28 protein-coding genes are annotated in these 21,275 nt (G+C 66.2%); 19 read left to right on the top strand and 9 right to left on the bottom strand.

Going from position 1 to position 21,275, the window contains the following annotated elements; translation table 11 throughout:
* Positions 1–64 precede the first annotated feature (64 nt).
* Genes OHS03_RS11590 through OHS03_RS11580 form a run of 3 tightly spaced genes read left to right on the top strand, consistent with a single transcriptional unit; the run spans position 65 to position 2,278 of the window.
* A complete protein-coding gene (locus OHS03_RS11590) occupies positions 65–535 on the top strand; it encodes a DUF4334 domain-containing protein (RefSeq protein ID WP_328662735.1) in 471 nt (156 codons plus the stop codon).
* Positions 535–1,623, top strand: coding sequence for an NAD(P)-dependent alcohol dehydrogenase (locus tag OHS03_RS11585; RefSeq protein WP_328662734.1), 1,089 nt, complete (start codon positions 535–537; stop codon positions 1,621–1,623). Before OHS03_RS11590 ends, OHS03_RS11585 begins: the two co-directional genes overlap by 1 nt.
* Before the next feature lie 25 nt (positions 1,624–1,648).
* Positions 1,649–2,278, top strand: coding sequence for a TetR/AcrR family transcriptional regulator (locus tag OHS03_RS11580; protein ID WP_056820100.1), 630 nt, complete (start codon positions 1,649–1,651; stop codon positions 2,276–2,278).
* 12 nt (positions 2,279–2,290) lie between these two features.
* On the opposite strand, the gene OHS03_RS11575 is transcribed toward OHS03_RS11580, so the two are convergent.
* Positions 2,291–2,950 (bottom strand): TetR/AcrR family transcriptional regulator, encoded by a 660-nt coding sequence (locus OHS03_RS11575; protein WP_328662733.1) that lies wholly within the window; start codon positions 2,948–2,950, stop codon positions 2,291–2,293.
* Between the two features lie 140 nt (positions 2,951–3,090).
* Here OHS03_RS11575 and OHS03_RS11570 point away from each other — a divergent pair, with 140 nt between their 5' ends.
* From OHS03_RS11570 to OHS03_RS11535, 8 genes are all read left to right on the top strand, one after another.
* Positions 3,091–3,885 carry an alpha/beta fold hydrolase gene (locus OHS03_RS11570; RefSeq protein WP_328662732.1) on the top strand — a complete coding sequence of 265 codons (795 nt, stop codon included), beginning with the start codon at positions 3,091–3,093 and terminating at the stop codon, positions 3,883–3,885.
* Positions 3,882–5,330 (top strand): flavin-containing monooxygenase, encoded by a 1,449-nt coding sequence (locus tag OHS03_RS11565; RefSeq protein WP_328662731.1) that lies wholly within the window; start codon positions 3,882–3,884, stop codon positions 5,328–5,330. The genes OHS03_RS11570 and OHS03_RS11565 overlap by 4 nt, the downstream gene beginning before the upstream one ends.
* Positions 5,327–6,991: a GMC oxidoreductase gene (locus OHS03_RS11560; protein ID WP_328662730.1), complete on the top strand. Its 1,665-nt coding sequence runs from the start codon at positions 5,327–5,329 to the stop codon at positions 6,989–6,991. The genes OHS03_RS11565 and OHS03_RS11560 overlap by 4 nt, the downstream gene beginning before the upstream one ends.
* A gap of 14 nt (positions 6,992–7,005) precedes the next feature.
* The gene (locus tag OHS03_RS11555; protein WP_328662729.1) at positions 7,006–7,566 is read left to right on the top strand and encodes a DUF4334 domain-containing protein; all 561 of its coding nucleotides are present in this window, start codon (positions 7,006–7,008) and stop codon (positions 7,564–7,566) included.
* Between the two features lie 52 nt (positions 7,567–7,618).
* Positions 7,619–7,921, top strand: a complete 303-nt coding sequence (locus tag OHS03_RS11550) for a hypothetical protein (protein WP_056820083.1) — start codon at positions 7,619–7,621, stop codon at positions 7,919–7,921.
* Between the two features lie 23 nt (positions 7,922–7,944).
* Entirely contained in the window at positions 7,945–8,232 is a 288-nt protein-coding gene (locus tag OHS03_RS11545; protein ID WP_056820081.1) for a hypothetical protein, read from the top strand.
* 89 nt (positions 8,233–8,321) lie between these two features.
* On the top strand, positions 8,322–9,566 hold the full coding sequence (locus OHS03_RS11540) for an MFS transporter (RefSeq protein ID WP_328662728.1): 1,245 nt from the start codon (positions 8,322–8,324) through the stop codon (positions 9,564–9,566).
* Positions 9,553–9,834 carry a hypothetical protein gene (locus OHS03_RS11535; protein WP_328662727.1) on the top strand — a complete coding sequence of 94 codons (282 nt, stop codon included), beginning with the start codon at positions 9,553–9,555 and terminating at the stop codon, positions 9,832–9,834. The genes OHS03_RS11540 and OHS03_RS11535 overlap by 14 nt, the downstream gene beginning before the upstream one ends.
* Here the strand turns inward: OHS03_RS11535 and OHS03_RS11530 are convergent.
* Positions 9,814–10,173, bottom strand: coding sequence for a hypothetical protein (locus tag OHS03_RS11530; protein ID WP_328662726.1), 360 nt, complete (start codon positions 10,171–10,173; stop codon positions 9,814–9,816). The genes OHS03_RS11535 and OHS03_RS11530 overlap by 21 nt on opposite strands.
* Before the next feature lie 288 nt (positions 10,174–10,461).
* Between OHS03_RS11530 and OHS03_RS11525 the strand changes: the two genes are divergently transcribed.
* On the top strand, positions 10,462–10,776 hold the full coding sequence (locus tag OHS03_RS11525; RefSeq protein ID WP_328662725.1) for a DUF1062 domain-containing protein: 315 nt from the start codon (positions 10,462–10,464) through the stop codon (positions 10,774–10,776).
* A 54-nt stretch (positions 10,777–10,830) separates the two neighbouring features.
* Here OHS03_RS11525 and OHS03_RS11520 read toward each other — a convergent pair whose 3' ends face one another.
* Complete coding sequence (locus OHS03_RS11520) at positions 10,831–11,070, bottom strand: hypothetical protein (RefSeq protein ID WP_328662724.1); 240 nt, start codon at positions 11,068–11,070, stop codon at positions 10,831–10,833.
* 184 nt (positions 11,071–11,254) lie between these two features.
* Entirely contained in the window at positions 11,255–11,461 is a 207-nt protein-coding gene (locus tag OHS03_RS11515; RefSeq protein WP_328662723.1) for a hypothetical protein, read from the bottom strand.
* A 181-nt stretch (positions 11,462–11,642) separates the two neighbouring features.
* Here OHS03_RS11515 and OHS03_RS11510 point away from each other — a divergent pair, with 181 nt between their 5' ends.
* From OHS03_RS11510 to OHS03_RS11500, 3 genes are read left to right on the top strand one after another with little or no spacing between them, the layout of a single operon-like run.
* On the top strand, positions 11,643–11,972 hold the full coding sequence (locus OHS03_RS11510; RefSeq protein WP_328662722.1) for a hypothetical protein: 330 nt from the start codon (positions 11,643–11,645) through the stop codon (positions 11,970–11,972).
* The gene (locus tag OHS03_RS11505; RefSeq protein WP_328662721.1) at positions 11,953–12,483 is read left to right on the top strand and encodes a DUF6879 family protein; all 531 of its coding nucleotides are present in this window, start codon (positions 11,953–11,955) and stop codon (positions 12,481–12,483) included. The genes OHS03_RS11510 and OHS03_RS11505 overlap by 20 nt, the downstream gene beginning before the upstream one ends.
* Positions 12,480–13,316: a DUF5753 domain-containing protein gene (locus OHS03_RS11500; protein WP_328662720.1), complete on the top strand. Its 837-nt coding sequence runs from the start codon at positions 12,480–12,482 to the stop codon at positions 13,314–13,316. Before OHS03_RS11505 ends, OHS03_RS11500 begins: the two co-directional genes overlap by 4 nt.
* 50 nt (positions 13,317–13,366) lie before the next feature.
* On the opposite strand, the gene OHS03_RS11495 is transcribed toward OHS03_RS11500, so the two are convergent.
* Positions 13,367–13,864 (bottom strand): MarR family winged helix-turn-helix transcriptional regulator, encoded by a 498-nt coding sequence (locus tag OHS03_RS11495; RefSeq protein ID WP_328662719.1) that lies wholly within the window; start codon positions 13,862–13,864, stop codon positions 13,367–13,369.
* Positions 13,865–13,963: 99 nt separating this feature from the next.
* On the opposite strand from OHS03_RS11495, the gene OHS03_RS11490 reads away from it, so the two are divergent.
* The gene (locus OHS03_RS11490; protein WP_328662718.1) at positions 13,964–14,875 is read left to right on the top strand and encodes an NAD(P)/FAD-dependent oxidoreductase; all 912 of its coding nucleotides are present in this window, start codon (positions 13,964–13,966) and stop codon (positions 14,873–14,875) included.
* Between the two features lie 94 nt (positions 14,876–14,969).
* Positions 14,970–15,668, top strand: coding sequence for a GNAT family N-acetyltransferase (locus OHS03_RS11485; protein WP_407942476.1), 699 nt, complete (start codon positions 14,970–14,972; stop codon positions 15,666–15,668).
* Between the two features lies 1 nt (position 15,669).
* On the opposite strand, the gene OHS03_RS11480 is transcribed toward OHS03_RS11485, so the two are convergent.
* From OHS03_RS11480 to OHS03_RS11470, 3 genes are all read right to left on the bottom strand, one after another.
* Complete coding sequence (locus OHS03_RS11480; protein WP_328662716.1) at positions 15,670–16,776, bottom strand: glycosyltransferase; 1,107 nt, start codon at positions 16,774–16,776, stop codon at positions 15,670–15,672.
* 82 nt (positions 16,777–16,858) lie between these two features.
* The gene (locus OHS03_RS11475) at positions 16,859–17,011 is read right to left on the bottom strand and encodes a hypothetical protein (protein WP_328662715.1); all 153 of its coding nucleotides are present in this window, start codon (positions 17,009–17,011) and stop codon (positions 16,859–16,861) included.
* A 12-nt stretch (positions 17,012–17,023) separates the two neighbouring features.
* Positions 17,024–17,737: an SIR2 family NAD-dependent protein deacylase gene (locus OHS03_RS11470; protein ID WP_328662714.1), complete on the bottom strand. Its 714-nt coding sequence runs from the start codon at positions 17,735–17,737 to the stop codon at positions 17,024–17,026.
* Positions 17,738–17,908: 171 nt separating this feature from the next.
* Between OHS03_RS11470 and OHS03_RS11465 the strand changes: the two genes are divergently transcribed.
* The gene (locus tag OHS03_RS11465) at positions 17,909–18,646 is read left to right on the top strand and encodes an SCO6745 family protein (protein ID WP_328662713.1); all 738 of its coding nucleotides are present in this window, start codon (positions 17,909–17,911) and stop codon (positions 18,644–18,646) included.
* A 5-nt stretch (positions 18,647–18,651) separates the two neighbouring features.
* Here OHS03_RS11465 and ppk2 read toward each other — a convergent pair whose 3' ends face one another.
* Positions 18,652–19,587 (bottom strand): polyphosphate kinase 2, encoded by a 936-nt coding sequence (gene ppk2, locus OHS03_RS11460; protein ID WP_056820035.1) that lies wholly within the window; start codon positions 19,585–19,587, stop codon positions 18,652–18,654.
* Positions 19,588–19,788: 201 nt separating this feature from the next.
* Here ppk2 and OHS03_RS11455 point away from each other — a divergent pair, with 201 nt between their 5' ends.
* Positions 19,789–21,267, top strand: coding sequence for a sugar porter family MFS transporter (locus tag OHS03_RS11455; RefSeq protein ID WP_328662712.1), 1,479 nt, complete (start codon positions 19,789–19,791; stop codon positions 21,265–21,267).
* The last annotated feature ends 8 nt before the right edge of the window (positions 21,268–21,275 follow it).

The raw sequence follows: 21,275 nt of genomic DNA, 5'->3' as shown, positions 1-21,275 counted from the left end.
ATCTGGTTCGGAACTATGGTCCCATGTGAACCGGACGGTTCTGAACTCTGTGAGACGAGGCTTGATGAGCGCGGACAAACCACGGTGGCAGCAGCTCAGGGAGCAGACAGACGGTGTCGATACCGCCGATCTGGACCAGCTGTGGACCCGGCTACGCCCGGCTCGCGCCGAGGAGATCCTCGGTGAATGGCGCGGCGACGCGTTCCAGACCGGTCACCCGCTGTGTCGCGCGCTGCCTGCCAGCCGCTGGTACGGCAAGAATTTCCTCGCTCTCGACGACGCGAAGCCACTGATGTGCAGAGCCGAGGACGGCACCTTGTTCTCGAATGTCGAGCTGGGACAGGGCGAAGCGACCCTGTGGAATGTCGAGTTCCGCGGCGAGGTCACCGCGACGATGGTCTACGACGGCCGCGCGGTGTTCGACCACTTCAAGTGGCTCGATGACACCACCTTGATGGGCATCATGAACGGGCGCCCCGAACTGGTGCTCTCGCGCGGCCAATACTTCTACTTCCTGCTGGAACGGGTCTCCTGATGCGCACAACGGCGGTGTTGTCGCGCGATCCGTCGGCGGAGTTCTCGATCGAGCCGATCGAGGTCGACGAGCCCCGTGCCGGGGAGATCCTGGTGCGGATCGCCGCCGCCGGGATCTGCCACACCGATCTGGTCAGTCGCCGCGCGGGTGCCGCGGATCGTCCGATTCTGCTCGGACACGAGGGTGCGGGCATCGTCGCGGCGGTCGGGTCCGAGGTGCGCACGGTCCGGCCCGGCGATCATGTTGTGCTGACCTTCCGGCACTGCGGGACCTGTCGCAACTGCGCGGCCGATCGTCCGGCCTACTGCCACCGCGCCACCGCGCTCAACCAATTCGGACGGCGCGCGGACGACACACCCCGGGCGCTTGTCGACGGTTCTCCGGTGCTGGACGGATTCTTCGGTCAGTCGAGTTTCGCCGGCTACGCGTTGACCACCGAGGACAACACGATCGTGATCGACCCCGCGATCGACCTCGCGGTAGCGGCGCCGTTCGGATGCGGGTTCCAGACCGGCGCGGGCGCTGTCCTGAACGCGTTGCGCCCGGAGCCGGGTGCGTGGGTCGCTGTGTACGGGGCGGGCGCGGTCGGGATGGCGGGGTTGCTCGCTGCTCGGTCGATTCCCGACGTGCGCGTGGTCGTCGTCGAAACATCCGCCGCGCGGCGGGAACTGGCTGTCGAGCTCGGCGCTGACGCGGCGCTGGATCCCGCCGACGGGCCCACCGCGCCACGCATCCGCGAACTCACCGACGGCGGTGCGACCCACGCGCTCGATACGACCGGTGTCGCCGCTGTTCTAGGCGATGCCGTCGCCGCGCTCGCTGTCGGTGCCACGGTGGTGGCCGTCGGTCTCGGCCGTGGCGCGCCACCGGTCGACATCGGCGATCTCGTGCTGCACGGTAAGGTAATTCGTGGCTGCCTCGAAGGCGACAGCGTGCCTGCCACCTTCATTCCCCAGCTGCTCGATCTGTACGCCGCCGGTCGCTTCCCGGTCGAGCGCCTCATCACCCGGTACCCGCACACCGAGGTCGGTGCCGCGCTGGCCGACCAGCGCGCGGGCGCTGTCGTCAAACCGGTGCTCACATGGTGAGCACCCTCGAATCCTCGGATACCCCATGACACTTCTCTTCGACGACGCCCCTGCTGTCGAGGGCGCCGAGACGGCTGCCCGCACCCAGCGACGACTCGCAGTGTTGAGCGCCGCGCGTTCGGTCTTCGTCGCCCACGGCTACCACGGGGCGAGCATGGACGACATCGGTATCCGGGCCGGGATGAGCAAGCCGGTGCTGTACACGCATTACGCGAGCAAGCTCGATCTCTATCTCGCTGTGTTGCAGGGTTATCTGGACCGGATGGTCGACGGTATCCGGGACGCGCTGGCCGACGCCGACGGTCAAGAGGACAAGGTGCGGCGCGCGGTGCTGGCCTATTTCGATTTCGTCGACGAGGACGCCGGTGGGCACACCCTGGTCTTCGAGTCGCCGGTGCCGAGTGAGCCGTGTGTGCGGTGGCGGGTGCGCAATGCCATGGGCGAATGCGCGGTGTTGGTCAGCGCGGAGCTGCGCGCCGCGGGCATGGATGACGTCCGTGCCTACGCGTGCGCGTTCGGGGTGGTGGGCGCCAGCCACCTCGCGGCTCGGCAGTGGCTCGACACGGGTCGTCCGATTCCGATGGTCGAGGCTGTCGACACTGTCGTGGCGCTGTGCTGGAACGGTTTGTCGGGCGTGGAGACTACGGGCGACTAGACGCGCGAGTGGTCAGCTCGCGCCGATGGGCAGCGGGCTTCCGTCGAGGAGTTCATCGCTGGGGAGCTGTCCGGCGAGTACCGCCAGCGCGCGCTTCCATCGGCGCAGCACTGCCTCGCGTTCGCCGAGTGTTCCGGTGAGCATGGCGGTCATCGAGAGCCCGGTGAGCATGTCGATGGTGAATTCGACGAGGACTTCGGCGCGCGGGTCGGAGGCATAGGGTTCGCCGAGTACTTGCAGGTAGAGCCTGCGCATTTCGGTGAATACGCGACGTTCCTCGGTGACGAGCTGGTCGCGGAGTTCGGTGTCGGTGCGCGCGGCGACCCAGAGGTCGAGTGCGATGAAGAAGGCGGGGCTGTTGAGGTCGCGCCAGGCGAGGTCGACGACGGACTGCAGTCGGTCGCGGCCGGGCGGGAGCAGTTCGGCTTCGCGCCGGAACTTCTCGAGCCGGATGTCGACCACCTCGGTGGTGGCGGCGATGAGCAGTTCGGCTCTGGTGGGGAAGTGGTGCTGCACGGTGCCGCGGGCGAGCCCGGCGCGTTCCTGGACCGCGCTGACGGTGGTCGCCGCGTAGCCGCGTTCGAGCAGGCATTCGGCAGTACAGGCCAAGATTCTGGCGCGGGTGGATGCTCGACGTTCGGCCTGGGTGCGTCGCGGTTGTTGCACGGTCACCTGAGAAATCGTACGTCCTGCCGACAAGATTCGGTAGATTAGGTGAAATGTGTCGGCGGTCACCACTTGACGACGGTGGATCGAGCTGGTGCAATCAACATACCGTACGCAGTAACTGTTTCTCTGGATGAAAGGCTGCGATGACGCAGATCTCTCACCTCCGCCGGGGTAGTGGTGCGCCGATCGTGCTGGTGCACGGCCTCGGCAGTCGCTGGCAGGTCTTCGCGCCGATCATCGACCAACTGGCCGATCAGCACGAGGTCATCGCGATCGACCTGCCCGGCTTCGGCGACTCGCCGGCGCTCGACGATGTCCGGCCGGGTCCGCGCGGGTACGCCGCCTGGCTCACGCGCTGGCTGGCGGACAACGAAATTCGACGCCCGCACGTGGTCGGCAGCTCCATGGGTGGTGGCATCGCCATCGAACTGGGTCGCACCGGAGTCGCGTCCGGGGTCACCGCGTTCTCACCGGTCGGCTTCTACGGGCCCGTCGGACGGCGGTGGACTCAGGTCCTGCTCACCAGCATGCGTGGAGCCGCCCGTACCGCCGGACCGACATTGGACCGGCTGGTCGAATACCCCGCGGGCCGCAGGATCCTGCTCTCGAGCATGTTCGGTCACCCGGTCGGCGTCGACCCCGATGCCGCTCGGAGCGACTTGGCGGGACTGGCCGGTGCCACCTCCTTCGCGGCCGCCCGCGACGACTTCGGCAATTACGTCCTCGATCCCGGCGACGACCGCGGCTCGTTGGGTGAGATTCCGGTGACGATCGCGTGGGGCACCCGCGACGTCGTGCTCGTGCACCGCACCCAGAGCGCGCGTGCGCGCGTGGTGCTGCCGTTCGCGCGTCATCTCGACCTTCCCGGCTGCGGGCACCTCCCGTTCAGCGACGACCCCGATACCTGTGCTCGCATCGTTCTCGAAGGGACCTCATGACCCCGTCCATTGCAGTCATCGGCAGCGGGTTCGGCGGCTTGGCGGCCGTCATCGAACTGAAGAAGCGCGGCTTCGATGACATCGTCGTGTTCGAGAAGGCTGACGATGTCGGTGGCGTCTGGCGGGAGAACACCTATCCCGGTGCTGCGTGTGATGTGCCGTCCCCGTTCTACTCGTACTCTTTCGAACCGAATCCGCGCTGGCCGCACCGATTCTCACGGCAGCCGGTGATTCTCGACTACATCGGGCACGTCGCCGACAAATACGATGTCCGCCGCCATATCCGCTTCGGTGTCGAGGTGCTCGGAGCCGCGTTCGACGACGCGACCGGCAAGTGGACCGTCCGGCTCAGTGGCGGGGACACCGTGGTGGTCGATGTGCTGGTGTCGGCGGTCGGGCAGCTGTCGCGGCCCGCCGTGCCGGCGATCGACGGTCGAGACAGCTTCGGCGGCAGCAGTTTCCACTCCGCCGAGTGGGACCACGACATCGACCTGACCGGTAAGCGTGTGGCTGTCATCGGCACCGGGGCGAGCGCGATCCAGTTCGTTCCCGAGGTGCAGCAGCGGGTCGAGAAGCTGACCCTGTTCCAGCGGACCGCGCCCTACATCATCCCGCGCCCTGATCGGGAGTTCTCCGAGCGCCATCACCGGGTGTTCGAGAAGGTGCCGGTGACCGAGCTCGCCGAACGCGCAACCTGGTACAGCGTGGTCGAAGGACTCAGCGTCGCCTGGGTGTATTCCAAACCTCTCGCCGCCGCGATCAAGGCCGTGTCGAAATGGCATATGCGCAGGCAGACCAAGGCCAAGCCGGGTCTTTTCGAGAAGGTCTGGCCGGACTATCCGGTCGGGTGCAAGCGAATCCTGTTCTCCGACAATTATCTTCCGGCGCTGGCAGAAGCGAACGTGGAGGTGACCACCGAGCGGATCGCCGAGATCACCCCCTCGGGCGTGCGCACCGTGGACGGGCGTGACCACGAGGTCGACGTCATCATCTGGGGCACCGGTTTCACCAGCACGGAGTTCTTGGCCCCGATGACCATCACGGGCGCGCAGGGCAGGGAACTGACGCAGGAGTGGGACACCGGCGCGCACGCCTACTACGGGATGACCGTGCCGCGGTTTCCGAACCTGTTCATCATGTACGGCCCCAACACCAATACCGGTGGCGGTTCGATCATCTACTTCCTGGAAGCGCAGGCGAAGTACCTCGGCGACTATGTCGCCCATCTCGCGGCGTCCGGTCGCGCGCTGACGGTTCGTCCGGACGTGGAACAGGCCTACGACGAGCGGATCCAGGCGCAGCTCACCGGAAGCGTGTGGACCCGGTGTTCGTCGTGGTATCGCCAGGCCGACGGCCGCATCACGACCAACTGGCCATTGCTCGGAATCCAATACAAGAAACAGGCGCGGTTCGATCCCGCCGACTATGAGGTGGTGTCACGATGAACGACTACGACTACGACGTGATCGTCGTCGGTTCCGGTTTCGGTGGCAGCGTGACCGCGCTGCGGCTGACCGAAAAGGGCTATCGGGTAGGTGTGCTCGAATCCGGTAGGCGCTGGAATGCCGAGGACTATCCGAAGACCAACTGGAACATTCCCAAGGCCATCTGGGCGCCGCGTCTGGGTCTGACCGGGCCGCAGCGGATCAGCGCGCTCGGTAAGTGCCTGGTCTTCAGCGGTTCGGGCGTGGGCGGCGGGTCGCTGATCTACGGCAACACGCTCTACGAACCGCTGCCGGAGTTCTATCGCGACCGCGCCTGGGCCCACATCACCGATTGGAAGTCCGAGCTCGCGCCGTACTACGACCAGGCCGCGCGGATGCTGGGCGTGGTGGAGAATCCGCGGATCGGGCCGAAGGACGACGTGCTGTTGCAGGTCGCACGGGATCTGAAGGTCGCCGACACCTTCCATCGCACCCATGTCGGTGTCTTCTTCAACGAGGGTTCCGAGGGCGTGGAGGTCGATGACCCGTACTTCGGCGGCGCCGGTCCGCGCCGGGCGGGGTGTATCCACTGCTCGGAGTGCTTCACCGGCTGCAAACACAATGCCAAGAACACCACCACGCTAAATTACCTGCACCTGGCCGAGAGCAACGGCGCACAGGTGCATCCGTTGACCACGGTGACGTCGGTAACCCCCGACGGTAACGGCGGTTATCGCGTGGAGACGGTGCAGTCCAACGGTTGGGTGCGCAAGCACCGTCGCACGTTCACCGCTCAGCAGGTGGTGTTCGCGGCGGCGGCGCTCGGCACCCAGAAGTTGCTGCACAAGCTGCGCGGCGACGGCACGCTGCCGGAGTTGTCCTCGCGGCTCGGTGAGCTGACGCGTAGTAATTCCGAGGCGATTATCGGGGTCACCAGTAAGTCCCGCCACGACTTCGCCCAGGGTGTGGCGATCACGTCGTCCATTCACCCGGAACCGCAGACGCACGTGGAGGTGTGCACCTACGGCAAGGGGCAGAACGCGCTGTTCGTGCAGACGGTGCCGATGATCGACGGCGGGGCGTTCCGGTTCCTGCGGCTGTTGCTGACGATTCTTTTGCATCCGGTGCAATTCCTGCGTTCGCAGAACGCGCACGGTGCGTCGGAGCGGTCGGTGATCTTGCTGGTCATGCAATCGCTGGACAATTCGCTGACTTCGTATCTGAAGGGCAAGCGGTTGGTGACCAAACAGGGCAGTGGTGAGCCGAATCCGGAGTGGATTCCCATGGCGCACGATATCGCCCGGCGCTACGCGGCCGAGTCCGACGGCATCACCGGCAACATCGCCACCGATATCTTCAATATCCCCGCGACCGCGCACTACATCGGTGGTTGCACCATCGGCGACTCCCGCGACACCGGCGTGATCGATCCCTACCAGCGCGTCTACGGCTATCCAGGCTTGCATATCGCTGACGGCAGCGCGATCACCGCCAATCTCGGCGTGAATCCGTCGCTGACCATCACCGCGCAGGCCGAGCGTGCGATGGCGTTCTGGCCCAACAAGGGTGAGCCGGATCCGCGTCCTGATCTCGGTGCCGCCTACCAGCGGATCAGTCCGGTCGCCCCGGAACGTCCCGCGGTGCCCGCGACCGCGCCCGGCGCGCTCCGACTGCCTGCCTGAGAGAGAGGATCTTCATGACGATCGACCAACTCACCGCGCTCGAACCCGTCTGTTCCCGGGAGGCGGCGCTGGCGCTGTTCGACAGTCTGCCGCCGGTGCCCGCGTCCCAGCTCAGTGGCCGCTGGCACGGTCGCGAGCTGGCCACCGGGCATCCGATGGACGGCCTGCTCGTGGCGTCGGGCTGGTACGGCAAGCAGTTCGACGGCCTCGACAGTGTGCATCCGCTGCTGTTCCGTGACCGGACGGGCGACATCTTCGCTGTCGATCCGCAGAAGGTGCCGCTGGGTCTGGTCGGCAAGGTGCCGACCTCGATTGTGGACCGGGGTCGCGGACTGCTCGGGGTGTTGAAGCCGGCGTTGCGCGCTCGCGACTATCGGGCGCGGTTGCGCTCGATCGAGCATCGCGGGGTTGTCACCACGGCGATGGTGTACGACCATCGGGCGATCATCGATGTGTTCCGCCGGGTCGACGACAACACAGTCTTGGGCCTGATGGATTACCGCGATTTCCCTGAGCCGTACTTTTTCGTGCTCGCTCGCGAGAACACGCACGATGGTGGTCGTTTGCCCGAGTGAATCGGGGGTACGCGCCGGATGGGGAGAACCCTCATCGAAAGGAGGCCGTGCCATGACTGACTACATAGATCCCCATCAACACAAGTTTCCCGATACCGAACGCACGACGCGCTCGCACGCGGGGGAGCTGGTCCAGGACTCGCTCAATTGGCCGGGGCTGTTGCTTCTCGGGATCGGCATCGTGATGCTCGCGGCCACCCTGACGGCCGCCGGTTCCGGATTTGTCGGATGGGCGGTGATCGCCGGAATCCTCACTGGTGTGTGTTTGCTGCTCGGTATCGGGATCGTGCTCGCCGAGCATCGCCGGATCAAGGTGGGTGAGGGACTGCATCTCACGGATCCGTGTGGTCACTGACGTCGGACAACGAGAGGACGCCGATGGACGAATGTGTCGAGCCCGGACGGATCACCGTCGACTATTCGCATCTGTTCCCCGGCGTGGTGGTACGCGCCGATCGAATAGCCGACGAGTTCGACGTGGTGTTCTCCGATGGTGTGCGCACCGAGGCGGGGATTCTGCATGACGACGACGGGAGCGCGGCGCTGGATGTGGTCGGCTACGCTACGGCCGCGGGGACGATGTTGCCCGGTCGGATCTGGCCGATCATTTCGATCGAGGATGTCGGGTCCGAGGTGAACATCGCGCTGGGACCCTACTTGCGTTGATCGCGGGGTCTCGGTGATGCGGGACGCGCTCGGTACTTCGGCGTCCTAACAACTGGACCTGCGTCCACTTATGCCGCAGTGTGATGCCCATGAGTGAGCATCCCGCGCAACGGCGCACGCTGGCGGTGTTGGTCGCGGCGCAGATCTTCAGCGGCGCGGGGCTTGCCGCGGGAATCACCGTGGGCGCGCTGCTGGCGCAAGAAATGCTCGGGTCCACCGGGCTGGCCGGGTTGCCCAGCGCGATGTTCACCGTCGGGTCGGCTGCCGCCGCGGTCGGGGTGGGTCGGATCTCGCAGCGGGCCGGGCGTCGGGTGGGCCTCACGCTCGGGTATCTGACGGGTGGCCTGGGAAGTTTCGGGGTGGTGGCGGCCGCGGTGACCGAGAGCCTGCCGCTGCTGTTCGTCTCGCTGATCGTCTACGGGGCGGGTACCGCGACCAGTCTGCAAGCGCGATACGCCGGTGCCGATCTGGCGCAGCCCGCACATCGGGCGCGTGCCATCAGCACGGTCTTGGTGGCGACGACGGTGGGTGCGGTGGTCGGGCCCAATCTCACGACGCCGATGTCGAATATGGCTGTGCGATGGGGTATTCCAGCATTGTCGGGTCCGTTCGTGCTGTCCGGGGCGGCGTATGTGCTCGCGGCGCTGGTGCTGTGGGTGATGTTGCGCCCGGATCCGCTCGTGCTCGCCCGCAGCCTCGTCGAGCCGCCCGGCGAGGCTGTTATGCCGGATGGTCCGACGCGGTGGTCGGCGCCGATCGTGGCCGGGACGACGGTGATGATCGTGACGCAGTTGGTCATGGCCGCGGTCATGACGATGACCCCGATCCATATGCAGCATCATGGGCACGGTGTCGGCGCGGCGGGGTTGGTGATCGCGGTACACGTCGCGGGGATGTATCTACCGTCGTTGCTGTCGGGAGCGCTCGTCGATCGATTCGGGTCGGGGCTGGTGGCCGTGGCCGCCGCGGGCACGCTGGTCGCCGCCGGTTCGGCCGCGGCGCTCGCCCCGCCGAGTTCGGTGGCGGCGCTGGCGGTGGCGCTCGGGCTGCTCGGGATCGGCTGGAATCTGGGGTTGGTCGCGGGGACGACGATGATCGCGGATGCGACGCCGGTCGCCACCCGTGCGCGCACGCAGGGCACTGTCGATGTGGGAATCGCTATCGCCGGGGCCGGGGGTGGGCTCGGATCCGGTGTGATCGTGGCATTCGCCGATTACCCGGGTCTGGCGTTGCTCGGTGCCGGGATCGCGCTGCTGATCGTGCCCGCGCTGGCCTGGACCACTCGCCGTCCACGCATCCGCGACGAGAGTTCGCCCGTGCATGCCGAAAGCTGAGGGCGGCGGGTCGGTGGGTTCGTGGGATGATCTGGCGATGAAAGGTCAGACGAGTACCGGTCGGCTGTTGACGCTGTTCGGCGGTGTCGCCCTCGTGATGCTGATGGTCAACTGGAGTCTGATGCGCGCGGTCGCGTTCGCGGTGATCTGGGCGGTCGCGGCCGGCGTGCTGGTCTGGCGCGACCGGCGCCGTGGGACCGAGGGTATCGAGGAGACCTCGGCCGCCGCGGCTTCCGATGCCGGCGCCTCAGGCTCCGGCGAGCGCTGAGGCCAGATTCGGCACATCCAGAGCCTGCAAAGCCTGTTGGCGCACATCAACGCAGTGCTTCAGCGTGACCGTATCGATCACCTCGCGATTGCGAACCACCGCGATATTGATGCCGCCACTACGCGCCGCCCAGTTCTGCACCGTGGCGTTGAACGACACCCGCGCGACATTGAACCCCTGCTGACGCCAATTATCGAGATCCGGCGCCAGCATCTCGCACAGGTGCGCGCCGGCCGCATCGGAGATCTCCGGTGCGCCCGCGGGCGACGGCGGTAACCCGGGATCCGGCGCCTCGGTGCTGGTGGCGCAGCCGGCAACAACCAGCAGCCCGATCAACATGGCCCCTCGTAGATGTGTGAACACGACCCGGTCCCTCCGGTAGAGGTTTGTCCTAGCTCAGTGCGAATGCCCGCCTCGCGCAGAGTCAAACAGTGGTCGGCGGTCGGAAATCGGTGGGGGAGGTAGGGATTCGTCTCGCGGACGGCCGTGCACGACCGGGCAGGCAACGAGTCGCGCGTCTGCTCGAAAACCGGTGGAACAACACCGCTGTGCGTCATTACGATGCTGCCGAACCGAGTCATCTAGCCGAGGACGTGCCGTTGTACATCCTGTGAGACCTCCCGAGCAGTGAATTTCACGCGCCGCGCATTGCCGCCGCGCGGTTGTTTGCTGCGGACTTCTCAACGCAATCGCATCTCTCTGGACTGGGACGATGCCTGGCGCCTCGACACCGGCGGGTCCGACCACCTCGACTGCGAGCTCATCGATGTGTCGGTTCTCTTCGCGGCGCGGATCCCTCTGCGACCGGTACGACTGATCGCTGACGGTTTCGGGATCTCGCGAGGCCAAGTCGAGACACTGATCGCCGAGGGGAGTCTTGTCTCAGCAGTTCGCCTGAGCGGCAAGCTCTCCGGTGCCTTCACCTTCACCCTGAAGCGCTGAGCCTTCTGGTGGCTGGGTGCGGCGGGCTCGGACATGTCGGACCGACCGCCGTGCTCACACGACGGTGCCGATCGTGAGGCCGTCGCTGGACGGCCGCCACGCCGGTTCACCCGAAACATGGTGCACACGAACCAATCCCATTTCGACCAACTGTTCCAGGTAGACCTCGGTGCGGCGTACCGAGTGGCTCGACTTCGACGCCAGGTCAGATGTGGTGATCGGTGTGGTCGGGGAGAACCGGCACAAGCTGGTCAAAATCCAGTCCTGGCAGTGGGTCAGGTGATCCTCGCTCATCACGAGCCCCCTGCCTGCTGTGCGCGTTCGTCGAGGACCATCCGGTTCTGTTCCACCAACGTATTTCTGGCGCGGCGCCGACTCCGGCAGGTATCGACCGCGCATTCCAGATGGACTTGCATCGCCCGATGAGCTTGCGCCGCCGTGAGCGGGCCGGGGTCACGACCACACAACAGCAGTGCGTTCACCGGGTCGCCGCCCTGCGGCCTGCGGGCGTGATCTGCCACTCGTTGCGCAGGTTCTCGAACGCGAAGTCCCTGCGCTGCAACTCGAGTGCGGCACGCTTGGCCTCCCCTTCGGCGATCTGCACGTTGCGGGCGATCGTGGCAATCGTGAGCATGCCGCCTGGTTTCAGCGCGGCCAAGATCTTGGCTTCGAGCGTGGTACTCATCGGGTCACCTCGGGTGTGTCGGAGCGGGATGGCTCCAAGCTACGAAGCAGGCGGACGGCGACACCATCAACTTGCGCCAACTTGCGCGAATGTTGTTGACATCTAGCAATTAACAACCAGATCAGCGACGATAAATCGGTGCGACGCAAGTTCGCGCATACGACTGACGGGACGGTACGTCATGCAGTTGGAGTTTCTCGGCAACGGCGGTAGCGGAGGCGGCGGATGCCCCACATTGCTCGCAACCGACCAGGGCGCCTACATCGTGCAAGGATGGGAGACCGGCGATCCCGCCGTCATCGAGATCCCGCACTTGCTCCTCGGGTTCGCCGAGCCCGACACATTCGTCGGCGCGACCATGACCGACACGGGGCGGGGAACATTCACCCTGACCGGTCGCCCGGTGATCGACCGTGCCACCCTGGACCAATTGGACCTCGCGCCCGGAGAGACCGCGATCGAGGTCCCGAAGTGCGAGAGGAAGTTCTACGGTGCTCCTGCTGGAAGGTGAAGCGTTCGACGACCTCCTCCGGTCAGCCCGCCAGGAGGCATTTCACCTGGAGGTGAAGGACACCTACAACACCCCCGACGAGACGCAACCATTCCGCGACTTCCTCGACGGCGTTCCCGCTGAGGACTATTCGTGGCTACAGGATTGGTTGAACCTGGTCGAGGCGACCACCGCTCGTGGGGTGGCCGTTCGCCGGGCGCGCGTCGTCACGGTCCCGCACACCGACTACACCCGCTGGCTCCTCGAGGTCTCCCACCACAACGTCGCCGCGGGCGAACAGATCCGGTACCTGTCCCGTCACGACATAGACCCCGAGCAACTGACCGTTGACGACTGGTGGCTGTTCGACCGGAACTCGGTGGCGTTCACCGTATTCGAATCCGGCGGACGATGGCGTGGCGGTGCTTTGACCACCGACCCGAGAATCGTGGCCTACTGCGTGCAGGTGCGGGACCTGGTGTGGGAAGCGGCGGTTCCGCACACCGAATACCTCACCCTCGGTGCTCGGTGACCAACTCGGTCGATGAAGCGCGCGAAGCTCTCGGGCTCCGGCTCCGCGAGCTTCGCCGCGACGCCGGCATTACAGCTCGCCTGCTCGCACAGCTCGCCGGATGGCACGAATCCAAAGTTTCGCGCACCGAGTACGGCAAACAAACCCCGTCCGAATCCGACCTGCAGGCATGGTGTGAACACACCGGCCGCCCCGACCAACTCCCGGACCTCATTGCGACCCTGCGCAACATCGAAGTCGCCTACATGGAGTGGAAACGCCTGCTCGGCGCCGGTACACGGCGCCGACAGAAGATGTCGGTGAGACTCGAAGGCGACACCCGGTCGATGCGCTGGTACGAACCGACGATCATGCCTGGACTGTTGCAGACCGCCGAGTACGCGGAGGGGATCCTGTCGAAGATCATCAGCTTCTACGGCATTCCCGATGACCTCGCCGACGGCGTCGCAGCGCGGGTCGAACGTCAACGGGTGCTGTATCGCGGCAACCGCCGGTTTTCGTTCATCATTGCCGAGCAGGTGCTTCACACGACAATCGTTGACGATCAGGTGATGTTGGGGCAGTTGGATCGGTTGCTGACGGTGATGTCGTTGCCACGTGTCGTTCTGGGTGTGGTGCCGATGAACTCATCGTATGAGGGCCCAGCGACGAACGGGTTCGCGATCTTCGATCAGCGGCTCGTTCAGGTCGAGACGGTCACCGCGGAACTGTCGGTGACGCAGCCGCGTGAGATCGCCTTGTACGAGCGGATGTTCGCGGTGTTGAACGACCAGGCTGTGTTCGGTGACGGTGCCCGTGAGTTGATCGGTGAGGCTGTCCGGGCGCGCCGTTAGCGGTCTTGCCGCTCGTCGACCTCAGCCCAGGTCGTATTCGGGGCTTGGACTCAGCGGTCGCTTCGAGCTTCGAGACTTCGGGCGAGGCGATCCAAGCCCTGCAGCACTGTTGGGCGTTCGTGATTCAGGTCGGCCAGGAGTTGTGTGTGGGCTTCGATTTCGCGGGGGAACACCTCGTCGATCAGGGTGATTCCGGCCGTAGTGAGGTGGATCGAGGTTGATCGTCGATCGGTCGGATTCTGGGCGCGGGTGATCAGGCCGCGGCGCTCGAGTTTGGTGAGTGTTTTGCCGACGCCGGCTCGCGACATTCCGAGATGTTCTGCGAGTCGGATCGCGGTGAGTGGTGGCTCGGCATAGCGCAAGGGGACCAGGAGTCCGACCTCGGCGGCGGTGATGTTCGCCTCGGTGTAAATGTCCTCCACAGCCCGGTCGAGCAGAGCGGAGATGCGCTTGACCTGGGCCACCACCACCATCGCGGAGGTGTCGAGCTCGGGATTTCGGTCGCGCCAGAGATCGCACGTTCGGTCTCGCAGTGATCGCTCGGCCATCGGCGCCCCTTTTGTAAACTAGTTAACAATTCGGTACGTTCAGGAGCGTACCCCGATGGCGACACTGCCCTGTGGGGCGAGTCGGTACAAGGGGGATCCATGCTTCACGACGTAGTGGTGATCGGCGGGGGCACAGCAGGTCTCGGCGCAGCGCTGGTTCTGGCCCGATCTCGCCGCCAGGTAGTGGTCATCGACTCCGGTGCGCCTCGGAACATGGCTGCCGAGACCGCACATGGGTTCTTGACCCGCGACGGCGCGACACCGACCGAGTTGCTGGCGGTCGGCACGACCGAAGTGCTCCGATACGGCGCGCAGTTGCTGGGTGGTCGAGTTGTCGGCATAGCCGAGGCAGCCACCGGCTTTGCGGTCGAAACCGAGACTGGGCAAGTCATTACGGCGCGGTCGGTTGTCGTGGCGACCGGCTTGCGCGATGAACTGCCTGCGATTCCGGGAGTTCGTGAGCAATGGGGCAAGGGGGTCCTGCACTGCCCGTACTGCCACGGATATGAGGTGCGAGACCAACCGCTTGCGGTACTGGGTGGCGCCAACAGGGCGTTCTCCGTGCACCAAGCCTCGCTGGTGCGTCAGTGGTCCGACGATGTCACCTTCTTCCCGCGAGAGATCGACCTGTCCGGTGACGAGCGTCGCCGTCTGTCCGCGCGTGGCATTCGAGTCGTCGAGGGAGATATTGCGCAAGTTGTCGTGCGGGACGGTGAACTGCACGGCGTGGAAATCGCGTCGGGGCAAGTCATTACACGCACGGCGGTCTTCGTCGGGCCGTGTTTCAGCCCTCGTGACGAGTTGCTGATCCGGTTGCGGTGCACGGTTGGCGCGGATGGCTGGGTGGTGGTCGATGCCACCGGCCGCACCAGCGTGCCGGGCATCTGGGCGGCGGGCAATGTCGTCGATTCGCCTGCGCAACTGATCCATGCCGCGGCCGCGGGATCCAGGGCTGCGGTGGCCGTGAACCACTATCTGCTCGAACAAGACATCCAGCGCGCACTGTCGTAGGCGGTGGGGTCGGAATCGTGCTGAGTGCAACCGGTGACTGATGATTGTGTGTTCGGCTAACGTTTCGGCGGTCGGGGTTCGGTGCTAGGAGGGTGTGGTGACGGTCGACGTCGAGATCGCGGTGCATCCGCTGGATGATCCGGTGCGGGCCTCGTTGCGTGGGGAGCACAGTCGGTTCGCGCACTGGACGGGTCGGATCGGGCGGTATGAGCCGGAGGTGGCGCGGTTCGTCGGGCATCCGGCCGTCCTGGACGGGCAGGATTGGGCTGATCTGGGGACTGCGCTCGGGTCGGGTGGTAGTGCCGGGATACGCGGGTTGGGGCATGTTCTGCCGCCGGAGTGGACGGTGCTCGCCGAGTTCGACACGGTGCAGATGGAAGGTGCGGGGTTGCGGGTCGCCGTCGATCCCGAGCTCGAAATACTCACTGCCGCTGATGTTCCCGAGATCTTGGAGCTGATCGCGCGGACCGAACCGGGGCCGTACGCGCCGCGCACCATCGAGATGGGCACCTATCTGGGGTTGCGGGTCGAAGGTCGGTTGGTGGCGATGGCGGGGGAGCGGCTGCATCCGCCGGGATGGACCGAGATCAGCGCGGTGTGCACCGACGCCGAATTCCGGGGGCGTGGGTTCGCGTCGCGGTTGATTCGGGCGGTCGGGGCGGGGATTCGCGCACGGGGTGAGACGCCGTTTCTGCATGCGGTCGCGCACAACACCTCGGCGATCAGCTTGTACGAGACATTGGGTTTCACCGTACGGAAGAAGTCGAAGCTGACGCTGGTCCAAGCCCCGTAGCTCAATGGGTGGGTATGGCCAATTGCGTCAGTTCGTCGGCGATCTCGCTGACATCGGGCATCGCGGCGATCTCGGCGGCGACCGCGCGAGCGTTGCGCGCCAGGTCGGGATCGTCGATCAGGGTATTGAGATGGTCGGCGGTGATCGAGCGGGCAGGCACCGACAGTCCGGCGCCGCGTCGTTGCACCGCGAGGGCGTTCCAGGCGCGATCCCCGGGGGCGGGAGTGGCGATCTGGGGTACGCCCGCGTGCAGGGCGGCATAGACCGAACCGGCGCCCGCGTGGTTGACCATGGCCGTGCAGTGGGGCAGGGCTTCGTGCAGGGCGATCCAGCCGGTCGTGTGGATGTTCGCGGGAAGGGTGGTGGTACGCACAGTCTTTCGATCCGGCCGCACGATCACGATGTCGGCATCGACATAGGGGGCCGCACGCACGATCGCACTCAGCATCGCGTCCGGGCCGTCCCCGAGCATGGTCGAACGGGTGACGAGGATGCGTCGACGAGTCGACGGTTCGCGCAGGAACGCGGGCGTGGTCGCACCGGGGGTGGAGTACGGGGTGTAGCGCAGCGGGCGGCCCTCGACGCGGACGATGCTGGGCGGGGCGATGGACAACGTGGTCACCGGTGCCGGCGGAGCGGTGTCGGTGAGCAGACGCAGCAGTTCACGGCGGATGACGGTGCCATTGTCGAGAGCGATGTTGTGCAGCACCGTGGGAACCCCGAGCCGATCGGCGACGACCGCCGCCGCCGAGGCGAAGGGCTCGTGCACGATCACCTCCGGCCTGAACTCGGTGGCCGTACGCAGCAGCGGCTCGATCATCGGCCGATTGGTGACAGCGAAAACGTGGGCACCGCCGCGCGCATCCGCCATCCCCTTCCCCGAGCGCCACGCCAGCACCGGATGGCCGCCCAGCCCGCGCACCGCGGCACGCAGATAGTCGATCGGCGGGGCGACATCGGCCACCGGCAGCTGCGCGCGCACCACCGCGGCGGCATCGCCGCCGGTAGCCACCATGACCTCGTGCCCACGCTCGCGTAACTGCTGCGCCAGCGGCATCATCGGGAAAAGATGCCCGATCAACGGCATGGCCACGAACAGCACTCGCATCCGGTCTCCGTCATCGTCTGGCGGCCGCGGGCTCGGCCTGTCCCAGTGATACGAGGCCGCCGCACCGATGGTTCAACGACTACTAGGCCGCAGCGCCGTGATAGAAGAAGTCGCCCAGGCTGACCGTGAACACCAGAATGCCGTACAGGGCGTGTTCTACCGAGGTGGTGAGCAGCGAGCGGGTTCGCTGGTACCGGATCGCGAACAGAACCCCCGCCGCGGCGCTCAACAGCACCGAGATATAGGCCTAGCGGTGCTCGGCCCCGGTCGCGGCCAGCGTTGCCAGCAGGGCGGGCAGGGCGGTGCCGATGGGTTCGCGGATTATCTCGTCGGCGAGGTCGTCGTAGGGGGTGGGTTCGGCGTTGATGATGATCAGGCGGGCGCCGTGTTCGGCGGCGACACCGGCCAGCGACGCGGCGGGCTGAACCTGCAGGCTGGTGCCCACGGCGATGAAAACGGTGCAGGCCTGGGCGATCGCCATGGCGTGCCCGAGCACCTCGGGATCCAGTGCCTGGCCGAACATGACCGTCGCGGTTTTGAGGATGCCGCCGCAACGCAGGCAGGCCGGGTCGGGTTCGCCCGCGGCGATCCGGTCGAGGGCCTGCTCGGTGCTGGTGCGGTCATCGCAGGAGGTACACAGCACGGTGCGGGCGTTGCCGTGCAATTCGAGGACTTTGCGGTCGGGCAGGCCGGCGAGCTGGTGCAGCCCGTCGACGTTCTGGGTGATCACACGCACCGCCGTGCCGGTCGCGGCCAGTGCGGTGACGGCCTCGTGCGCGGGATTGGGCCGTGCGCGCCAGGCGGGGTGTTCGCCGCGCATCAGCCAGGACCGGCGGCGGATATCGGGATCGGCCATGTAGTAGTCGTAGGTGACCAGCTTCTGGGCGTCGGGGTCGCGCTGCCACAGGCCCGCCGGGCCACGGTAGTCCGGGATTCCGCTGTCGGTTGTCGGTGGAGACACCGGCGCCGGACAGGATCGCGACGAGCTGGTTGGTCATGGGCTCCAGCGTAGGGCCGGTCGAACACCGCGGTCGACGGGATTTCGGTCGTGATGGCGGCGAAGGGCTGTCGCGTCTGACTATTGGACGCTAAAGTCTGCCTGGAGTGGACTACAGCGGAAGGTGGCAGGCGAATGACGTCGGCAGCGGTCAAACAGCAGGTACTCGAACTCGGTGGGGCATTCATGATCTCGCGCGAGGCCAGGGTGTTCGGGGAGACGACCGGAGTGGCCGGGTTCCACGGCGCCTACACGCGCGGGCGCGGCGGGGTACTCGGTGATGTCGACGCCGATGTGGTGACCGCGGCGTTCGGATTCTTCGAACCCACGGGCGTGCGGGCGGCGTGGGAATCGGTGCCGATGCCTGCCGCCGACGCCGCGGAGGGCTACATGCTCGCGTGTCGCGATTTCGGACAGCGCAAGCTCGCCGCGTTCGAACACGCCGACCGGCTCGCCGAGTTGCTGCGACGCGTGGTCGACGCCGCGCCCTGCACCGGGGTGCCGTTGTTCGCCGGGTGGCGGGCGCTGCCGGTGCCGGAGGACGGACGGGCCGCGGTCCTGCAGCTCACGCACGTACTGCGCGAACTCCGCGGTGGCCTGCACCTGATCGCGGTGATGGCCAACGGGCTCACCCCACTGCAGGCGATCCTGGTCGCGGGATCACCGATCTACGACGGACCCGGCCACGCGAAATTTCTCGGCTGGGCCGAACCGTTCGAGACGGTCACCGACGATGTGCGGGTGCGCTGGGAGGCGGCCGAGAAGTTGACCGACGAACTGATCGCACCCTGCTTCGAGGTCCTCGACGAGTCCGAACGCGACGAACTCAGCGCACTGATGCTGCACGCGCACCGAGTGGCCTTGAGCCGCTAGAACGTTCAGGAACCGATGACGTCGCGCCCGCGGCCCACGATCAGTGGGTCGGCGGTGCCGACGATCTCGAGATCCTTGTTGTCGTAGTCGAACCCGCTCAGCACATGCCGCATCGCGTTGAGCCTGGCGCGTTTCTTGTCGTTGCTCTTGACCACGATCCACGGCGCGTGGTCGGTATCGGTGTGCTCGAAGTTCTCTTCCTTGGCCGCGGTGTAGGAATCCCACTTGTCGAGTGAGGCCAGGTCCATCGGCGAGAGCTTCCAGTGCCGCACCGGGTCGACCTGGCGGATGGCGAAGCGGGTGCGCTGCTCGAGTGGGGACACCGAGAACCAGAACTTGACCAGGTCGATGCCGTCGTCGACGAGCATCCGCTCGAACAGCGGCACCTGCGCCAGGAACCGTCGATGCTGCTCCGGCGTGCAGAAACCCATCACCCGTTCGACACCGGCACGGTTGTACCAGGAACGGTCGAACAGCACGATCTCACCCGCGGCGGGCAGGTGCTCGACATAGCGCTGGAAATACCACTGGGTCGATTCGCGCACGGAGGGCTTTTCCAAGGCCACCACCCTGGCCCCGCGCGGATTGAGGTGCTCCATGAACCGTTTGATGGTGCCGCCCTTGCCCGCGGCGTCACGACCCTCGAACACGATGACCACGCGGCGACCGGTCGCCTTGACCCAGTTCTGCAATTTCAATAATTCGATCTGCAGCAGCCGCTTGTCGAGGTCGTACTGCAGGCGGGACAGACGCTCGTCGTAGGGGTAGCCCTCGCGCCAGGTGTCGACGAGCAGCCCGCCGGGTTCGGTGAGCAGGATCGGATCGTCGTCGTCGCTGTCGTCGACGGTGAATCCGGTGGTGTCGGCCAGGTTCACGACGGTCGCGAGATCGGCGATCTCGCTGACATCACGGGGGATCGGGCGAATCTCGACATCGGTCATCCCTGCGACGCTAAAGGGTGTGCGTGTCGCTCAGATGAACACGCGGTGCCCGCCGGAGCGAAGCCCCCACGACGGCAACACGGCGATATGGGCTCGATATCGTGCGTTCCTGCAGATGGCACCCTGTTCGGGGGACACTGTGAGCTGATTCACGCTGCTACTCGCGAGGCAATGATGCCTGCCGTGGAGAGGATGAAGCCGATGCACGATGGAGGCGCCTTCACCGCCCAGCCCGTTCCTCCCGACGGCGACGGATCGTCGAGCAGCCGCGTGATCCGGATCGCGTCCGTCGCGGCGCTGGGCGGATTGCTGTTCGGCTTCGACAGTGCCGTGATCAACGGCGCGGTCTCGGCGATCCAATCCGAGTTCGATGTCGCCGACGCCGTTCTCGGCTTCGCGGTGGCCTCCGCGCTGCTCGGTGCCGCCGCCGGTGCGATGACCGCGGGCCGGATCGCCGATCGCATCGGCAGGCTCAAGGTGATGAAGATCGCCGCGGTCCTGTTTTTCATCAGCGCGGTGGTCACCGCTCTCGCACCCAACGTCTGGATTCTGGTGATCGGCCGCGTGATCGGTGGTGTCGGTGTCGGCGTGGCCTCGGTCATCGCCCCGGCCTACATCGCCGAGACCTCGCCCGCGCGTATCCGCGGCAGGCTCGGGTCCCTGCAGCAGCTCGCCATCGTGCTCGGCATCTTCTTGGCACTGCTGGTGGACTACGTGCTCGCCCACCTCGCGGGCGGTGCGAGCGAGACGCTGTGGTGGGGGCTGGAGGCGTGGCGGTGGATGTTCTTGTCCATGGTGGTGCCCGCCGTGGTCTACGGGGTGCTGGCCTCCACGATTCCGGAGTCGCCGCGCTACCTGGTGGCCACCCACAAGATCCCCGAGGCGCGGCGCGTGCTGTCGATGCTGTTCGGCGAGAAGAACCTCGAGCTCACGATCGGCCGCATCGAGGAGAGCTTGCGCAGCGACACCAAACCGTCCTGGAAGGACCTGCGCCGTCCCACGGGCGGGCTCTACCCGGTGGTCTGGGTGGGTTTGATGCTGTCGGTGTTCCAGCAGGCGGTGGGCATCAACGTGATCTTCTACTACTCGAACGTGCTGTGGGAGGCTGTCGGCTTCGAGGAATCCGCGTCGTTCCTGATCAGCGTGTTCACCTCGGTGGTCAACATCGCCACCACGATTGTCGCGATCATGCTCATCGACAAGGTCGGGCGCAGACCGCTGTTGCTGACCGGCTCGATCGGCATGACCGTCACGCTGGCCACGATGGCGATCTGCTTCGGCAGCGCCGATCAGGTGCCCGATGCCGATGGCGTCATGGAGCCGCACCTCAACGGCGCGCTGGGCCCGATCGCACTGGTCGCGGCCAACTTGTTCGTCGTCTTCTTCGGCATGAGTTGGGGCCCGGTCGTGTGGGTGCTGCTCGGTGAGATGTTCCCCAACCGGATCCGGGGCGCCGCGCTGTCGCTGGCCGCGGCAGGTCAGTGGGCGGCGAACTGGGCGATCACGGTCTCCTTCCCCAGCCTGAAGACCTTCTCGCTCGGGTTCGCCTACGGGATGTACGCGGTGTTCGCGTTGCTCTCGCTGGGTTTCGTCGCCAAGTTCGTGCCCGAGACCAAGGGGATGACCCTCGAGGACATGGACGAAGCCACCGGCTTCGAACGCCCCACCGCCAGCGCCTGACCCCACCC

Origin of the sequence: Nocardia salmonicida, assembly GCF_036142455.1 — a bacterium.
In the GTDB taxonomy this organism is placed as follows: Bacteria; Actinomycetota; Actinomycetes; order Mycobacteriales; family Mycobacteriaceae; genus Nocardia; species Nocardia salmonicida.
Note: the sequence above shows the minus strand (reverse complement) of the source record. Positions and strands in the feature narration are given on the sequence as shown.

Coding starts and splice junctions, on each gene's coding strand:
- OHS03_RS11590 (WP_328662735.1), top strand. CDS start 65: ATGAGCGCGGACAAACCACGGTGGCAGCAGCTCAGGGAGCAGACAGAC.
- OHS03_RS11585 (WP_328662734.1), top strand. CDS start 535: ATGCGCACAACGGCGGTGTTGTCGCGCGATCCGTCGGCGGAGTTCTCG.
- OHS03_RS11580 (WP_056820100.1), top strand. CDS start 1,649: ATGACACTTCTCTTCGACGACGCCCCTGCTGTCGAGGGCGCCGAGACG.
- OHS03_RS11570 (WP_328662732.1), top strand. CDS start 3,091: ATGACGCAGATCTCTCACCTCCGCCGGGGTAGTGGTGCGCCGATCGTG.
- OHS03_RS11565 (WP_328662731.1), top strand. CDS start 3,882: ATGACCCCGTCCATTGCAGTCATCGGCAGCGGGTTCGGCGGCTTGGCG.
- OHS03_RS11560 (WP_328662730.1), top strand. CDS start 5,327: ATGAACGACTACGACTACGACGTGATCGTCGTCGGTTCCGGTTTCGGT.
- OHS03_RS11555 (WP_328662729.1), top strand. CDS start 7,006: ATGACGATCGACCAACTCACCGCGCTCGAACCCGTCTGTTCCCGGGAG.
- OHS03_RS11550 (WP_056820083.1), top strand. CDS start 7,619: ATGACTGACTACATAGATCCCCATCAACACAAGTTTCCCGATACCGAA.
- OHS03_RS11545 (WP_056820081.1), top strand. CDS start 7,945: ATGGACGAATGTGTCGAGCCCGGACGGATCACCGTCGACTATTCGCAT.
- OHS03_RS11540 (WP_328662728.1), top strand. CDS start 8,322: ATGAGTGAGCATCCCGCGCAACGGCGCACGCTGGCGGTGTTGGTCGCG.
- OHS03_RS11535 (WP_328662727.1), top strand. CDS start 9,553: ATGCCGAAAGCTGAGGGCGGCGGGTCGGTGGGTTCGTGGGATGATCTG.
- OHS03_RS11530 (WP_328662726.1), bottom strand. CDS start 10,173: ATGTTGATCGGGCTGCTGGTTGTTGCCGGCTGCGCCACCAGCACCGAG.
- OHS03_RS11520 (WP_328662724.1), bottom strand. CDS start 11,070: ATGAGCGAGGATCACCTGACCCACTGCCAGGACTGGATTTTGACCAGC.
- OHS03_RS11515 (WP_328662723.1), bottom strand. CDS start 11,461: ATGAGTACCACGCTCGAAGCCAAGATCTTGGCCGCGCTGAAACCAGGC.
- OHS03_RS11510 (WP_328662722.1), top strand. CDS start 11,643: ATGCAGTTGGAGTTTCTCGGCAACGGCGGTAGCGGAGGCGGCGGATGC.
- OHS03_RS11495 (WP_328662719.1), bottom strand. CDS start 13,864: ATGGCCGAGCGATCACTGCGAGACCGAACGTGCGATCTCTGGCGCGAC.
- OHS03_RS11490 (WP_328662718.1), top strand. CDS start 13,964: ATGCTTCACGACGTAGTGGTGATCGGCGGGGGCACAGCAGGTCTCGGC.
- OHS03_RS11480 (WP_328662716.1), bottom strand. CDS start 16,776: ATGCGAGTGCTGTTCGTGGCCATGCCGTTGATCGGGCATCTTTTCCCG.
- OHS03_RS11465 (WP_328662713.1), top strand. CDS start 17,909: ATGACGTCGGCAGCGGTCAAACAGCAGGTACTCGAACTCGGTGGGGCA.
- ppk2 (WP_056820035.1), bottom strand. CDS start 19,587: ATGACCGATGTCGAGATTCGCCCGATCCCCCGTGATGTCAGCGAGATC.
- OHS03_RS11455 (WP_328662712.1), top strand. CDS start 19,789: ATGCACGATGGAGGCGCCTTCACCGCCCAGCCCGTTCCTCCCGACGGC.